This window comes from Paralimibaculum aggregatum, assembly GCF_030270585.1.
GTDB lineage: Bacteria > Pseudomonadota > Alphaproteobacteria > Rhodobacterales > Rhodobacteraceae > Thermohalobaculum > Thermohalobaculum aggregatum.
In genome coordinates, this window is the sequence record NZ_BSYI01000002.1 from 15078 (window position 1) to 29817 (window position 14740).

At 74.5% G+C, this 14740-nt stretch carries 14 protein-coding genes; 4 read left to right on the forward strand and 10 right to left on the reverse strand.

Features of this window, described 5'->3' with window-relative positions:
* Positions 1 to 118 precede the first annotated feature (118 nt).
* Positions 119 to 3580: a transcription-repair coupling factor gene (mfd, locus tag QSJ97_RS01285; protein WP_285669672.1), complete on the reverse strand. Its 3462-nt coding sequence runs from the start codon at positions 3578 to 3580 to the stop codon at positions 119 to 121.
* A 79-nt stretch (positions 3581 to 3659) separates the two neighbouring features.
* Positions 3660 to 4031, reverse strand: a complete 372-nt coding sequence (locus QSJ97_RS01290) for a carboxymuconolactone decarboxylase family protein (RefSeq protein ID WP_285669673.1) — start codon at positions 4029 to 4031, stop codon at positions 3660 to 3662.
* Positions 4032 to 4203: 172 nt separating this feature from the next.
* On the opposite strand from QSJ97_RS01290, the gene QSJ97_RS01295 reads away from it, so the two are divergent.
* Both QSJ97_RS01295 and QSJ97_RS01300 read left to right on the forward strand, forming a co-directional pair.
* Complete coding sequence (locus QSJ97_RS01295) at positions 4204 to 4575, forward strand: hypothetical protein (protein WP_285669674.1); 372 nt, start codon at positions 4204 to 4206, stop codon at positions 4573 to 4575.
* A gap of 3 nt (positions 4576 to 4578) precedes the next feature.
* A complete protein-coding gene (locus tag QSJ97_RS01300) occupies positions 4579 to 5811 on the forward strand; it encodes an HlyD family secretion protein (protein WP_285669675.1) in 1233 nt (410 codons plus the stop codon).
* A 675-nt stretch (positions 5812 to 6486) separates the two neighbouring features.
* On the opposite strand, the gene QSJ97_RS01305 is transcribed toward QSJ97_RS01300, so the two are convergent.
* Positions 6487 to 7416 carry a hypothetical protein gene (locus QSJ97_RS01305; RefSeq protein ID WP_285669676.1) on the reverse strand — a complete coding sequence of 310 codons (930 nt, stop codon included), beginning with the start codon at positions 7414 to 7416 and terminating at the stop codon, positions 6487 to 6489.
* Positions 7417 to 7646: 230 nt separating this feature from the next.
* The gene (locus tag QSJ97_RS01310; RefSeq protein WP_285669677.1) at positions 7647 to 8819 is read right to left on the reverse strand and encodes a patatin-like phospholipase family protein; all 1173 of its coding nucleotides are present in this window, start codon (positions 8817 to 8819) and stop codon (positions 7647 to 7649) included.
* Positions 8820 to 8992: 173 nt separating this feature from the next.
* Between QSJ97_RS01310 and QSJ97_RS01315 the strand changes: the two genes are divergently transcribed.
* Positions 8993 to 9352, forward strand: coding sequence for a hypothetical protein (locus tag QSJ97_RS01315; RefSeq protein WP_285669678.1), 360 nt, complete (start codon positions 8993 to 8995; stop codon positions 9350 to 9352).
* Here QSJ97_RS01315 and cobU read toward each other — a convergent pair.
* The 5 genes from cobU to QSJ97_RS01340 all read right to left on the reverse strand — a co-directional run bounded on the left by cobU (position 9324) and on the right by QSJ97_RS01340 (position 12980).
* Complete coding sequence (cobU, locus tag QSJ97_RS01320; RefSeq protein WP_285669679.1) at positions 9324 to 9839, reverse strand: bifunctional adenosylcobinamide kinase/adenosylcobinamide-phosphate guanylyltransferase; 516 nt, start codon at positions 9837 to 9839, stop codon at positions 9324 to 9326. The genes QSJ97_RS01315 and cobU overlap by 29 nt on opposite strands.
* The gene (locus QSJ97_RS01325) at positions 9827 to 10414 is read right to left on the reverse strand and encodes a histidine phosphatase family protein (RefSeq protein ID WP_285669680.1); all 588 of its coding nucleotides are present in this window, start codon (positions 10412 to 10414) and stop codon (positions 9827 to 9829) included. The genes cobU and QSJ97_RS01325 overlap by 13 nt, the downstream gene beginning before the upstream one ends.
* Positions 10411 to 11178, reverse strand: a complete 768-nt coding sequence (gene cobS, locus QSJ97_RS01330) for an adenosylcobinamide-GDP ribazoletransferase (RefSeq protein WP_285669681.1) — start codon at positions 11176 to 11178, stop codon at positions 10411 to 10413. Before cobS ends, QSJ97_RS01325 begins: the two co-directional genes overlap by 4 nt.
* A complete protein-coding gene (gene cobT, locus QSJ97_RS01335) occupies positions 11175 to 12320 on the reverse strand; it encodes a nicotinate-nucleotide--dimethylbenzimidazole phosphoribosyltransferase (RefSeq protein WP_285669683.1) in 1146 nt (381 codons plus the stop codon). The genes cobS and cobT overlap by 4 nt, the downstream gene beginning before the upstream one ends.
* A gap of 78 nt (positions 12321 to 12398) precedes the next feature.
* Complete coding sequence (locus QSJ97_RS01340; RefSeq protein ID WP_285669684.1) at positions 12399 to 12980, reverse strand: hypothetical protein; 582 nt, start codon at positions 12978 to 12980, stop codon at positions 12399 to 12401.
* Between the two features lie 182 nt (positions 12981 to 13162).
* On the opposite strand from QSJ97_RS01340, the gene QSJ97_RS01345 reads away from it, so the two are divergent.
* On the forward strand, positions 13163 to 13603 hold the full coding sequence (locus tag QSJ97_RS01345; RefSeq protein ID WP_285669685.1) for a PaaI family thioesterase: 441 nt from the start codon (positions 13163 to 13165) through the stop codon (positions 13601 to 13603).
* A 221-nt stretch (positions 13604 to 13824) separates the two neighbouring features.
* On the opposite strand, the gene QSJ97_RS01350 is transcribed toward QSJ97_RS01345, so the two are convergent.
* Positions 13825 to 14436 (reverse strand): MlaC/ttg2D family ABC transporter substrate-binding protein, encoded by a 612-nt coding sequence (locus QSJ97_RS01350; protein WP_285669687.1) that lies wholly within the window; start codon positions 14434 to 14436, stop codon positions 13825 to 13827.
* Positions 14437 to 14740: the final 304 nt, after the last annotated feature.

Sequence of the window (14740 nt, forward strand, 5' to 3'; positions counted from 1 at the left end):
CCCCCTTGCATCGGGGCCTGCCGTGCCCCGTGCCCGGCGCGGGCCGATGGAGGGGGGCGGCGATGCCGGGCGGCTGGCGGCGGCGCCGGGCCGGGCCGGGCAGGCGCGCGGGCTGCCCTCAGGCGGCCTCGGTCTGCCGCGCCAGCTTGGCCAGGTCCCGCGCGATCGCGAAGGCGCCGCGGAGCCGCTCCCGGTCCTCGCTCCAGTCGCGCCGGATCACCAGCTTGTTCTCCTTCAGCTTGGCGCGGTTGCCGGGGGTGGTGAGATAGGCCGCGAGGCCCGCCGGATTGGCGAACTGGTCGTTGCGGAACTGCACCGTCGCGCCCTTCGGCCCGGCATCGAGCCGCGCGATGCCGGAGCGGCGGCACATGGTCTTGACCCGCACCACCTTGAGCAGCGTGTCGATCTCTTTCGGCGGCTTGCCGAAACGGTCGTGCAGCTCCGCCGCGAAGCCCTCGAGTTCCTCGCGCGTGGCGAGGTCGGAGAGCCGCCGGTAGAGCCCGAGCCGCACCTCGAGATCGGGGATGTAGTTCTCCGGGATCAGCACCGGCACGCCGAGATTGATCGTCGGCGCCCAGGTCTCGCCCTCCTCCACCACGCCGGCCTCGCCGGAGCGGATCTTGGCGATCGCCTCCTCCAGCATCGACTGGTAGAGTTCGAAGCCGACCTCCCTGACATGGCCGGACTGTTCCTCGCCGAGCAGGTTGCCGGCGCCGCGGATGTCGAGATCGTGGCTCGCCAGCGTGAAGCCGGCGCCGAGGCTGTCGAGCCCGCCGAGCACCCGCAGCCGGCGCTCGGCCTGCTGGGTCAGCGGCTTGCCGGGCTCGGTGGTCAGGTAGGCATAGGCGCGCAGCTTGGAGCGCCCGACCCGGCCGCGGATCTGGTAGAGCTGCGCCAGGCCGAACATGTCGGCGCGCTTGACGATCAGGGTATTGGCGCGGGGGATGTCGAGCCCGCTCTCGACGATGGTGGTGGCCAGCAGCACGCCATACTTGCCGTCGTAGAAGGCGTTCATCCGGCTGTCGAGCTCGCCCGCCGCCATCTGGCCGTGGGCGGTGACGTGCTTCACCTCCGGCACCTCCTCGGTGAGGAAGCGCTCGGCCTCGGCCAGATCGGAGATCCGCGGCACCACCACGAAGCTCTGCCCGCCGCGATAATGCTCGCGCAGCAGCGCCTCGCGCACCGTCACCGTGTCGAAGGGCGCCACATAGGTCCGCACCGCCAGCCGGTCCACCGGCGGGGTGGCGATCACCGAGAGCTCGCGCACGCCCGACATCGCGAGCTGCAGGGTGCGCGGGATCGGCGTCGCGGTCATCGTCAGGCAGTGCACATCGGCGCGCATCTGCTTCAGCCGCTCCTTGTGGGCGACGCCGAAATGCTGCTCCTCGTCGATCACCATCAGCCCGAGATTGCAGAACTTCACCGATTTCGCGAGCAGCGCATGGGTGCCCACCACGATCGCCACCTCGCCCTCGGCGAGGCCCTTGCGGGTCTCCGCCGCCTCGCGGGCGCCGACGAAGCGGGAGAGCTGGCGCACCCGCAGCCCGGTGCCGGCGAAACGGGCGGTGAACTCCCTGGCGTGCTGGCGGGCGAGCAGCGTGGTGGGGCAGATCACCGCCACCTGGAGGCCGGAGGCCGCCGCCACGAAGGCCGCGCGCAGCGCCACCTCGGTCTTGCCGAAGCCGACATCGCCGCAGATCAGCCGGTCCATCGGCTTGCCGCTGGTGAGATCGCCGAGCACGTCCTCGATGGCGCGGAGCTGGTCGTCGGTCTCCTGATAGGGGAAACGCGCGCAGAACTCGGCATAGCTGCTGCCCTCGGGCTCCAGCGGCTCGGCCTGCCGGAGCGCGCGCTGCGCCGCCACCGCGATCAGCTTGTCGGCCATCTCGCGGATGCGCTCCTTCATCTTGGCCTTCTTGGCCTGCCAGGCGCCGCCGCCGAGCCGGTCGAGCTCGCCGCTCTCGTGGCCGTAGCGGGTCAGCAGCTCGATGTTCTCCACCGGGAGATAGAGCCTCGATGCCTCGGCATATTCGATGGCGAGGCATTCATGCGGCGCGCCGGCGGCGGTCACCGTCTCGAGCCCGAGATAGCGCCCGATGCCGTGATCGAGATGCACCACCAGGTCGCCCGGCACCAGGCTCTGGGTCTCGGTCAGGAAGTTCTCGGCCCGCCGGGTCTTGCGCGCGCGGCGGATCAGCCGGTCGCCGAGCACGTCCTGCTCCGAGATCACCGTGATGCCGGGCGCGGTGAAGCCGGCCTCGAGCCCCCAGACCAGCAGGTTGACGCCCGGGGCGATCTCGTCCCAGCGGGTCACCACCCTCGGCGCCTCGACGCCGTGATCGGTCAGCAGCCCGGCCAGCCGCTCCCGCGCACCCTCGGAATAGGAGACCAGCACCACCGGCCCGGCGGCGCGGCACTGGCGGATATGCGCGGCGAGCGCGTCGAAGAGGTTGGTGCCCTCCTCCTCCGCCCTGCCCGCCTGCCGCTGGGCCTGGCGCTCGGGCGAGAAGTTGCGCCCGATGCGCCCGCCGGCATCGATCACGCCGGGGCCCAGCGGGCGCTTGTGCGGGGTGAAGGCGCGCACCGACCGGGCGGCCAGCGCGGCGTCCCAGTCCGCCCGGTCGAGATAGAGCAGCTCCGGCGGCGCCGGGCGATAGGCATCGCCGCCCTCGGCGCGGGCGGCATGATGCTCGGCGACCAGCTCGAAGCGGGCCGAGAGCGCCGGGTCGGTCTCGGCATCCAGCGTCACCGGCGCGCCGGGCAGATAGTCGAACAGCGTCGCCAGGCGCTCGTAGAACAGCGCGAGGTAGTGCTCCGTGCCCTGGTGCTTGCGCCCCTCCGAGACCGCCGCATAGAGCGGGTCGTCGAGCCGCGGCGCGCCGAACAGCTCGCGGTAGCGCGCACGGAAGCGGGCGATGCTGTCCTCGCCGAGGATCACCTCCGAGGCCGGCGCCAGCTCCACCCGGCGGATCTTCTGCACCGTGCGCTGGGTCTCGGGGTCGAAGACGCGGGCGCTCTCCAGCACGTCGCCGAAGAAGTCGAGCCGCACCGGGTTGGCGGCGCCCGGTGGGAAGATGTCGATGATGCCGCCGCGGACCGCGAAATCGCCGTGCTCGATCACGGTGGGGCAGCGCGCGAAGCCCATGGCGGAGAGCCAGTGCACCAGCGTGTCCGGGTCGGCCTGGTGGTCGGGGGCGGCGATGAAGGAGGCCTCCGCCACGGTCTCGGGCGCGGGCACCCGCTGGCTCGCGGCGTTCAGCGTGGTGACCACCACCGCCGGGCGCTCCCAGCCGCCGGCGAGGGCGGCCAGCGTCGCCATCCGCATCGCCGCGATCTCGGGGTTCGGCGAGACCCGGTCATAGGGCAGGCAGTCCCATGCCGGGAACTGCAGCACCGGCAGCTCCGGCGCGAACAGGCCCAGCGCCTCGGTCATCGCCGCGGCGCGCGCATCGTCGCGCGCGACATGGATCACCGGCCCGGCCGCGCGTGCGACCAGATCGGCGACCAGCTTGGCGTCCCAGCCTTCCGGCGCGCCGCAAACCGTGACGGCGCCCGGGGCAATCTCCCCGCGCGTGCTCATGGGCTGGCAGGTAGCCGCAGCGCGGGCGTTTGGCAAGCACCGCCGCCCGCCCGGCGCCGCGCGGCGGTGCAAATCCGCCTCAGCCGGCCGGCGCCGCGCCGCTCCGGCCGCCGCCCAGCCCGTCGAAGGCGGCCAGCGCCTCGGCGCCATAGATCATCGAGGGGCCACCCCCCATGTAGACCGCCACCCCGATCGCCTCGACGATCTCCGCGCGGGTCGCCCCGTGCCGCGCCGCGGCGCGCGCGTGATAGGCGAGGCAGCCGTCGCAGCGCGCCGCGATGCCGATGGCCAGCGCGATCAGCTCCTTGGTGCGCGGGTCGAGCGCGCCATCCGCCGTCGCCGCCCGCGCCAGCCCGCCGAAGGCCGCCGCGACATCGCCCATCCCGTCGCGCAGCCGCGCCATCCGCGCATCGGTCTGCGCCACGAAGCCCGTCCAGTCGGTCACCGCCATCTCGCCCTCCAGTGCTGCGATCGCTCCGGCGCCCTCTCTCGGCCGCCGCGCGGCGCCCCGCATTGACATCGCGCAAGCGGCTCCTCGCTTGTCTGCCGGCCCGCCCCGCGGTAAGCCTTTTTGCGGACCACATGCCCCGCCGGGGGGCTGAATTGCAGGGAGAATCACGGCGATGGCAGAGGCAGACGGCATCCGCCCCCCCGGGCTGCACGAAATGGCGCCGGAGCACATCCCCATATGGCTGCCGGGCGCCGACGGCTCTGACCCGCTGTTCACCGCCATGGCGGTGGTGCTGGTCGGCAGCATTCTCGGCATCGGCGCGCTCTACTTCACGCTGCATGCCCTGCCCGAGCGCCTGGCGCACAAGGAGAGCCACGTCCAGATGCAGGCGGTCGGCATCCTCGCGCTGCTGGCCCTGTTCACCCACAACAACGTCTTCTGGGTGCTGGCGCTGCTGCTCGCCGCGCTGCGTCTGCCGGACGTCACCGGCCCGCTGTCCTCGATCGCCCGCTCGCTCGATACGCTGGCAAGGCGGGAGCGCTGAGACATGCTCGAATTCCTGCTCTGCTCGGTCTTCACGATCCTGCCGGACTACCTGTTCCGCCGCTATGCCCAGGGCAAGCGGCTCGGGCGGGAGATCAACTTCTTCTCGGTCTGGTTCGAGCTGCGCTGGGGCATCACCGCCTGCCTGATCCTGACGATCTCGCTGATCACGGTGATCTTCTACTACCACCCCTCCACCTCCAATGCCGGCTCGATCTTCCGCACGGTGTCGATCCTGCCGCAGAAGGGCGGGCGGGTCTCCGAGGTGATGGTCACGCTCGGCCAGGAGGTCGAGGCCGGCGCCCCGATCTTCCGCCTCGAGGATTCCAGCGAGCGCACCGCCGTGGAGACCGCGAAGCGCCGCATCGCCGAGGTCGAGGCCTCGATGGTGGTGGCGAAATCCGAGCTCGCCAAGGCACAGGGCACGCTGACCGAGGCCAGGGCCGCCTATGCCGGCACCAAGGACGAGTATGACCGCAAGATCGTGCTCTACAACGAGGGCTCCGCGGCGGTGACCGAGCGCGAGGTCGAGCGGCTGACGATCCTGCTCGAGCAGCGCCAGGGCGGGATCGATGCGGCGCAGGCCGGCCTGAACGCGGTGCAGAGCCAGATCGACACGCTGTTGCCGGCCCAGAAGGCCAGCGCCGAGGCCTCGCTGGCCCAGGCCCAGGCCGAGCTCGACAAGATGCTGGTGGTCGCCGGGGTCGCCGGACGGGTCGAGCAGTTCACCCTGCGCGTCGGCGATTTCGTGAGCCCGGTGCTGCGCCCCGCGGGCATCCTGGTGCCGCGGGATGCCGGGCAGGACTCGATCCTCGCCGGCTTCGGCCAGATCGGCGCGCAGGTCATCCGCACCGGCATGCTCGTCGAGATCAACTGCGTCTCCAAGCCCTTCACGGTGATCCCGATGGTGGTGACCGAGGTGCAGGACGTGATCGCCGGCGGGCAGTTCCGGCCCACCGACCAGCTCATCGACCTGCAGGACCGGGCCCCGCCGGGCACGCTGACGGTCTTCCTCGAGCCGCTCTATGCCGGCCAGACGGACGACCTGCCCCGCGGCAGCCGCTGCATCGCCAACGCCTATTCCAACTTCCACGACGAGATCGCCAGCGGCAATCTCTCCACCGGAAGCTGGCTGTTCTACCACATGGTCGACACGGTCGGCATCGTGCATGCGGTGCTGCTGCGCATCCAGGCGCTGGTGCTGCCGGTGCAGACGCTGGTGTTCTCCGGCCACTGAGCCGGTTCCCGCGGCGGGGCGGAAGCGCTCCGCTGCCCGGCGCCCAGCACGTTGCACGACGAGATCGCCAGCGGCACACTCTCCACCGGCCGCTGGCGGACCTCCCACATGGCCGACACAGTGGGCATCGTGCATGCATGGCCGACACGGTGGGCGTCGTGCATGCGGCGCTGCTGCGCATCCAGGCGCCGGTGCTGCCAGTGCAGACGCTGGTGTTCTCCGGCCACCGAGCCGGTTCCCGCGGCGGGGCGGAAGCGCCCCGCCGCCCGGGGCCTGATGCTCTCCACGACGAGATCGCCAGCGGCAATCTCTCCACCGGAAGCTGGCTGTTCTACCACATGGTCGACACGGCCGGCATCGTGCATGCGGTGCTGCTGCGCATCCAGGCGCTGGTGCTGCCGGTGCAGACGCTGGTGTTCTCCGGCCACCGAGCCGGTTCCCGCGGCGGGGCGGAAGCGCTCCGCCGCCCGGCGCCCGGCGCGTTGCACGACGAGATCGCCAGCGGCACACTCTCCACCGGCCGCTGGCGGTTCTGCCAAATGGTCGACACGGTCGGCATCGTGCCTGCGGTGCTGCTGCGCATCCAGGCGCTGGTGCTGCCGGTGCAAACGCTGGTGTTCTCCGGCCACCGGGCCGGTTCCCGCGGCGGGGCGGAAACACCCCGCCGCCCGGCGCCTAGCGCAGGTCGCCGAAGGCGCTGCCGGCAAACATCCCCCGCCAGTCCGCCGCATGGGCCGGGCCGGCCACCTCGAAGCGCTCGATCGCGGCGCGGTGGCGCGCGCCGGGCAGCGGCACCCGCCCGTAGAGCCTGAGCGCCACCGGCAGCCCGTCGCCCGGAAGGCCGAGCGCCACCAGCCGCTCGCCGGCGCCGCCATCGCCCCGGGCCGCCCCCGCCGGGGGCCGCACCCCGCGCCCGGAGCCGGTGACCCGCGTGCCGAAGCCGAGCCGAAGATGCACCCGCTCGATCCGCCAGCCGGGGCGCAGCGCGCCGCGGTCGAGCAGCACCAGGTTGCAGTCCGCCCCGCCGGCCAGCGCCCGGTGCCAAACCACCACCGCGCCATGCCCGATATCGAGGTTGCAGAAGGTGCCCGCCAGCAGCCCGTAGGCGGCATGGTCGAAGCCGAGCCCCTGCGCATAGCCGAGCACGCTCGCGGCATCGACCGAGAACCGCGCCGGGGCCGGCCGGGGCGCCGGCCCGGCCAGCGTCGCTGCCGCCAAGCCGGGCCGGAGATGCGCCGCCGCGAGGCCGCCGGCCGGCCCGACCGCCGCGCCCAGGGCCCGGCCGAGCGCGGCCGTGCCGGCGCGCACCGCCTGCCGCACCGCCCCGGACCCCGCGGCAGCGGCCGTCGCGGGAGCGGCTTCGGATGCCGGCGGCGGCGAGACGACGGTTGTCCGCCAGGGCGCGCCCTCCGCCTTCGCCGCGGCGATATCGGCGACCGGCACGGCGGCGCCGGGCCATTGCCAGCGCGCGTCCGGCGGCCAGAGGATCGCCGGGCCGAGCACCGAGACCGCCAGCATCGCCACTGCCCCGAGGCAGGCGAAGCCCAGCCCCGCAAGGCTCAGCCCGGCCATCCGGACCGCCCGCCGCCACAGATCGTCGCCCATCGGCATACCTCCGCCTGCGCCCTCCGGCCGGCACGCCGCCCTCACCACACGACCGGGGTTGCAATTTGTCTAAGATTGCAGGGTTAACGCCCGGTTAACCCCGCGGGCGGCAGATCGCCCGGCGCGGCGCAGCCGGCGCACATGGCCGCCCGGGTGCTACGCCCACCGCGCCGGAAATCTCGGGGAAAGCTGCGGAGGCTGCGCCCGTACAGGCTGCCCCGGGCCGCCGCTCAGTCGCGCTTCAGCGGCACCACGGTTCCGCCCGCCACGGCCGCGCCATCACCATCGCCGCCCCTGTCACCGTCATCGCTGCCGAGCCCTGCCGCGGCATGGTCGGCAAGGCTGCCATCGGGCAGGTTGGTCGGATCGGTCGGCCTGCCGAACATCGCCGGGATGTCGAGCGTGGAGCGCATGCCGATATCGTCGAAATGCGCGGCCAGCCAGCGCTCCGCCGCGCCGCGGCCGATCTCGAAGAGATGCAGCAGGAAATTCCATTCGGTGTTGAGCTTGGAGGAGGCGCCGAGCGGGCGCATCCGCTTGCGCGCCTCGATCATGTGCAGGCGCATCTGCCGGCGGTTCTCGGCCGGGATCTCGTGGCGCTCGAGCAGCTCGTTCATCAGGTGGAAGGCGCGCAGTTCCTTCATCAGCGAGCTGTTGAAGGTAATCTCGTTGACCCGGCTGAGGATGTCGCGCGCCGATTTCGGCACGCCCTCGCGATACATCGGGTTGATCTGCACGATCACGATGTCGCAGGCCGGCGAGTGCTCGACGAAGGGAAACAGCACCGGGTTGCCGACATAGCCGCCGTCCCAGTAGTGCTCCTCGCCGATCTTCACCGCGTGGAACATGAAGGGCAGGCAGGCCGAGGCCATCACCACGTCGATGCTGATCTCGTGGCGGTGGAATACCCGCGCCCGGCCGGTCTCGACATTGGTGGCGGAGAGGAAGACGCCCATCTTGTTGCAGGCGCGCACGCGGTCGAAATCCACCTGCCGCTCGACCACCTCGCGCAGCGGGTTGAGCCCGAGCGGGTTGAGGTCGTAGGGCGAGGCGAGGCGGTTCAGCAGGTCGAAGAAGAGATAGGCCGGCGAATTGTCGAGCGACCAGTTGCCGAAGACCACGTCGAAGGGCGAGCGCTTGAGCGGGCTGGCCTGGCCGGCCTCGGAGATCGCCTCCCAGAACTCGGCGAGCCGGCTGCGCGCGCCCTCGGCGCCGCCCTCGGTCATGCCCTGCGCGGCGACCACGGCGTTCATCGCGCCGGCGGAGGTGCCGGAGATCGCCTCGACCCAGATCCGGTCGTCCTCGAACAGCCGGTCGAGCACGCCCCAGGTGAAGGCCCCGTGCGCCCCGCCTCCCTGCAGCGCGAGGTTGACGGTCTTGACGTGCCGCGGCTTGCGTCCCATGGGCGGGCCTCCCTCTGGCTCGCCCGAGCCCTAAGCCCCGCCGCCGCGATAATCAAGCGCCGGGGCCGGCGGCGGGCGGCGGCAGGGTTTCCGCCCGGGCGCTGTCGGCGGGGGGACCGCGCCCGGCCGGGGCGGCGTCTGGGCGAGGCGGGCCGGCCCTGCGACCGCCTCCCATGATCCCCCCGATCGCCGCCGGACTGATCGGGGCGGCAGCGGTGCTGGCGGTGCCGGGCGCCGCGCGCGCCGAGGGCCGGCAACCCTACCCCGCCGGCGAGATCGCGGAGGATCTCGTCTGCACCTGCGCCTGCGCCTGCGTGCGCATCGAGGCCGGCGCCGAAACCGGCCGGCTCTCGGTGCGGATCGGCTGCGCCGTGACCACGCCCGCGGATCCCTGCCCGGCGCTGAACGGCTCGGTCTGCCGGCTGGAGCCGGAGGGCGATCTGCCCGGGCTCGGCTGCACCCGGGAATTCGTCGAGCCCCGGCACTGGCGGGCGGCACGCCTGGTCAGGGCAGCGGCGGGCCCTTCAGCGTGAGCGGCAGCCCGGCGGCGACGAACTCGACCCGGTCGGCCGCCGCGGCGATGCGCTGGTTGAGCCGGCCCTGGGCGTCGCGAAACGCGCGGCCGAGGGCGTTCATCGGCGCCAGCCCCATGCCGAGCTCGTTGGAGACCAGCACGGCCGCGCCCGGCGCCGCGGCCAGCGCGGCCAGCAAGGCCGCCGTCTCCGCCTCCGGGTCGCGCCCGTGATGCAGCAGGTTGGAGAGCCAGAGCGTCAGGCAGTCGACCAGCAGGTGCCGTCCGGGCCGGGCCGCCGCGGTCACCGCCGCGGCAAGTTCGAGCGGCGCCTCGACCGCCTCCCAGTCCGGCCCACGCTCGGCCCGGTGCGCGGCGATGCGCGCGGCCATCTCCGCGTCGAGCGGCTCGGCGGTGGCGATGAAGGCATGCGGCGCCGGGCAGAGCGCCAGCGCCCGGGCCGACTTGCCCGAGCGGGCGCCGCCGAGCACCAGCGTCAGGCGGTCCATGCGGCGCCCTCCCCGTCCGGCGTGTCGCGGCTCGGCGCGCCCGGCCCGATCGGCAGCGGCGCCGCATGGGGCACCGGGGCGGCGAAGGCGGCGGCGAAGCCCACCCCCTCCAGCAGCATGCGCGCGGCGCGGATCGGCCCGGCATGGCAGACCACCGCAGCCCCCGGCGGCAGCTCGGCGAGCGCGGCATGCACCCGCGCCAGCAGGTCGGCGAAGCGCTCCCCGCCCGGCGGTGCCAGGCGGAACGGGTCCGCCGCCCAGGGATCGCTCTCGGCGCGCGGGATCTCGGCCCAGGGCCGCCCCTCCCAGGCGCCGAAATCGAGCTCCCGGAGCCGCGGGTCGAGGCTCAGCGCCACGCCGTCGCGCGCCGCCAGGCGCTCGGCCAGGCGACGGCAGCGCAGCGCCGGGCTCGCCACCACCGCGCTGACCGCCGGCGCCGCCCGCAGCGCCGCGGCGATCTCCACCGAGGCGCGCGGCCCCTCGGGCAGGTCGAGCCGGCCATAGCAGGTGCCCGGCGCGACCGCGGGCCGCGGATGGCGCAGGAACACCGCCCCGACCGGCGCCGCGCCGCTCACCCCTGCCCCCAGGCGCCGGCGAGCGCGACCAGCACCGCGGTCTCCGACAGCGCGGCGATCGCCCCCAGCCCGTCGCCGGTATAGCCGCCGAGCCAGCGTTTCAGCCCCAGCAGCACCGCGAAGGCGACCAGCGCCGCGGCGGCCAGGGCGAGCCCCCCGGCGGCCCCGGCGAGCGCGCCGGCGAGCAGCGCCGCGGCGAGCGCCCCGCCGATCTCCGTGGGCCCGGCCCCCGGCCCCATGGCGGCGCCGAGCCCGGTCTCGCGGGCATAGGGCGCCAGCGCCGTCGCCGGGACGATCAGCGCCCGCCCGGCGGTGGCCGCCAGCATCAGCGCCAGCGCCCCCTCGCCGGCGGACATCCCCGACAGCGCCGCCCAGCGCAGCCCGAGCAGCAGCACCAGCGCCGCCGCGCCATAGCTGCCGAGCCGGCTGTCGCGCATGATCTCGAGCGCGCGCGCCCGGTCGCCGCGGGCGCCGAGCGCATCGGCGCAGTCCGCCAGCCCGTCCTCGTGCAGTGCGCCGGTGACCGCGAGCCCGGCCGCCAGCGCCAGCCCGGCCGCCACCGGCCCCGGCAGCAGCGCCGAGGCGGCCAGCCAGACCAGCCCGGCAAGCGTGCCGACGAGCAGCCCGACCAGCCCGAAATAGCGGCTCGCCCGGCGCATCCGCCCGGCCTCCCAGCCCGGATCGGGCACCGGCAGCCGGGTCAGGAACTGCAGCGCGCTCAGCACGAGCCGCGCCTCGGCCGCGAGTGCCGGCGGCGGGGTCACGGCTGCTCCGTCGGGTCCGGCTGCGGGGCGGGGGAGCCGCCCGGGGCACCCTCCGCCGAGGCGGCTGCGTCCCGGGCCCCCTCGGCCGGGACATCCGCGTCGCGGGCGCCTTCCGAGACCCCGGCATCGGCGAAGCTCGCCATCTCGCGCAGCATCGCCGCCGCGGCGCGGATCAGCGGCAGCGCCAGCAGCGCCCCGGTGCCCTCGCCGAGACGCAGCTCGAGATCGAGCAGCGGCCGCTCGCCGAGATGCGCCAGAAGCAGGTCGTGCCCCGGCTCCGCCGAGCGATGCGCGAAGATGCAGAAGGGCCGCGCCTCGGGCCGGGCGGCCAGCGCCGCCAGCGCCGCCGCGGTGGTGATGAAGCCGTCGACCACCACCGCGCGGCCGGCCGATGCGGCGCCGATCACCGCCCCCGCCATGGCCGCGATCTCGAGCCCGCCGAAGGCCGCCAGCGCCGCCTCCGGGGCGAGCCGCCCGGGGCGCCGCGCCGCGGCGCGCAGCAGCGCCGCGCGCTTGGCATCGAGCCCGCCGGCGCCGAGCCCGGCGCCGGGGCCGACCAGCCGGTCGAGCGCGATGCCGCTCACCGCGGCGCCGAGCAGCGCCGCCGCCGAGCTGTTGCCGATGCCCATCTCGCCGAGCGCGATCACCTGCGCGCCATCCGCCGCCGCGGCAAGCGCGGCATCCGCGCCGAAGCGCAGCGCCGCGGTCACCTCGGCCGCGGTCAGCGCATCCTCGCGGGCGGCGTTGCGCGTGCCGGCCCGGATGCCCGCCTGCCGCAGCCCCGGCGCCGGCGCCAGCGGCCCGGCGACCCCGGCATCGAAGAGCCGGAGCTCGGCGCCCGCGGCCCGCGCGAAGGCATTGGCCGCCGCCCCGCCGGCGAGGAAGTTGGCGACCATCTGCGCCGTCACCGCCTGCGGCCAGGCCGAGACGCCCTCCGCCACCAGCCCGTGATCGCCGGCGAAGAGCAGCAGCACCGCAGGATCGGCCGCGGGCGCCTCCGAGCCGAGCGCGAGCCCGAGGCGCAGCGCCAGCGCCTCGATCCGGCCGAGCGAGCCCGGCGGCTTGGTCTTGAGGTCGATCGCCCGGCGGATCCGGGCCTCGAGCCCGTGCGGCGGCGGCGTGATGGCGAGATCGGTCAGCATGGGCGCTCCGTCGGTCTGCGTTTCGCCCCGCTTAGCGCGGGCCGGGCGCGCCCGCAATCGGCCCCGTCGCGCGGCCGCTCAGCCGGCGCAGGCGCCCTGCGCGGCGGCGATGGCGGCACCGGCGCCGGCGGTGTCGAACCGGTCCATGATGGTGACCCCGCCCGGGGTGATGGTGGCGACATAGACCTCCGGCGCGCGCAGCAGCTCGGCGGCGATCGCGCCGCTCTGCCCGAGATCCTGCGGGCGGGCGCTGTCGGGGCGCTGCGGATCGCGCGCGAGCGGGTACTCGGCCTGCTCCGGCCCGGCCAGGATCGCCATCTGGTCCGCCGCCGAGATCTCGGTGCCGGCCTTGTAGAAGGGCATCACGCCGAGGCTCGGATGCGACGCCAGCGCCAGCCCCGAGAGCCCGCGCGAGACCGGCCGCGATTCCGGCGGCAGCGGCGTGCGCCCGCGGAAATACTGCGTCAGGCGGTCGGTGTTGAGCGCGAGGCAGGTGGTCTCGCCGCGGCGGCGGATCTTCAGCACCCGCCAGTCCGCGTGGCGCGCGATCTCCTCGACATCGCGCCAGGCATCGCCAACCTGCGGCGCCCCGGCGCAGGCGGCGAGCCCGAGGAGCGCCAGCAGCGCCGGCAGATGTGTCACGGGAAACGCGCGCGGCATGGGGGCCTCCTCGGGATGTCGCGGCGTCAGCCTACGGCCCGCCCGGCCGGCGGCGCAAGGGGCGGCCGGCCCGCCCCGCGCCCCGCACCCGGCCCGCGCCCGACCCCGGGGCCTTGACCGCGGGGCCGCGCCTCGGCCAAGACCGGGGCCCGCACCGCACCGCACATCCCGAGGAGACCGCGATGGAGTTCGACCCCGCCCTGCCCTGGCGCGAGATCCGCGGCACCGGCTTCAACGCCCATATCGGCCCGGTGCGCTTCGCCGAGATCGCGCCCACCCGCTTCGCCGCGGCGCTGGAGCTCGGCGAGCATCACCTCAACCAGGGCGGCGTCTGCCATGGCGGGGTGCTGATGACGCTGGCCGATGTCGCGATGGGCGCCGGCTCCTTCGCGGCGGGCGGCGAGCACCCCTGCGCCACGATCGCCTTCGACGCGCAGTTCCTCGCCGCCGCCAAGCAGGGCACGCTGCTGCTGGCCGAATCGCGCCAGCTGCGCCGGGTGCGCGAGCTGAGCTTCATGGACTGTGCGCTGTGGTCCGGCGGGCGCCAGGTGATGCAGGCGAGCGGCATCTGGAAATATCTCGCCTCGCGCGCGCCCGGCGCCGCGACGATGTCGGACGGCTGACGGGCGCCGCCCCGGCGGGGCCGGCACCCGCGCGCAGATCCCGGCGCCGGCGGGGCGGCCGATCCGGGCGCGGCCTGCCCGCGGATCAGGGCGCGGCCCCGGCGGACTATCCCGCTCGCCCGGGCGCTGCGGCGGACCGGCGGGAGCGCGCAGGGGCGCCGGCGGCACGCGCGCGCCGCCGGGCCTTCGGGCGGGTCGCCCCGCCCGCCCGGGCGCGCCGGTCAGGAGGCGGCGAGATCGGCGATCAGCCGCTCCACGTCGCCGTTGCGGGCCGAGAGCATCGCGCCGACCTCCTCGCGCTGGGTGACCAGCAGCGAGACCCCCTCGATCACGATATCGGCGATCACCACGCGGCCCGGCCGGTCGGAGACCAGCCAGTCCACCATCACCGGGGTCGAGCTCGGCTGGCTGACCTGGCTCTTGACGCGCAGGCCCCGGCGGCCGTCGTCCTCGACCTTGTCGATGGTCACCGACTGCCCGGCATAATCGGCGAAGCGGCGGGCATAGACGCCGGAGAGGAAGGTCAGGAAGGCCTTCTCGAAGCGGCCCTGCTGGTCGGCGTTCATCTCGCGCCAGATCGGCCCGGCGGCGAAGCGCGCGATCTGCGGCATCGCGGCATACTGGGTGAGGATCCGCGCCAGCGGCTTGGCCTTGGTTTCCGCCGCGCCGGGGCTCGAGGCGAGCGCGATCACCTCGTCGACGGCGGCGCGCACATGCTCCATCGCGGCCTCCGCCTCGAGCGCGGCCGCCGCGGAGGGCGCGAGCACCGCGGTGCCGGCGGCCAGGAATGCGGCGGCGCCGCCATGCAGGATGGTCCGACGGGTGAGGCTCATCTTGTGGCTCTCCTCTTCGCTTGCTGTGGCGGGGCTCGCCCGCGCGCGCCGGCCGTCAGGCCGACCTGTCCGGGACCTGACTTATGCGATCCGGATGCGGCTGCAAATGGGCGATCGCATGGCCGGCCAGGTGTGTTGCGCTTAACCGTCTGTTACGGCTTGACCGGCAAGGCTGATGGCGCTTGCCGTGGCTGGGGCAAAGCGGTAGTGACGGAGCCATGCGGGTCGGTCACCGACCCGGAATGCGGGCGCAACGCACCGACGGGCCGTGGTGCCAGTCCCGCAGCGGATAGAGCGGCCCAGG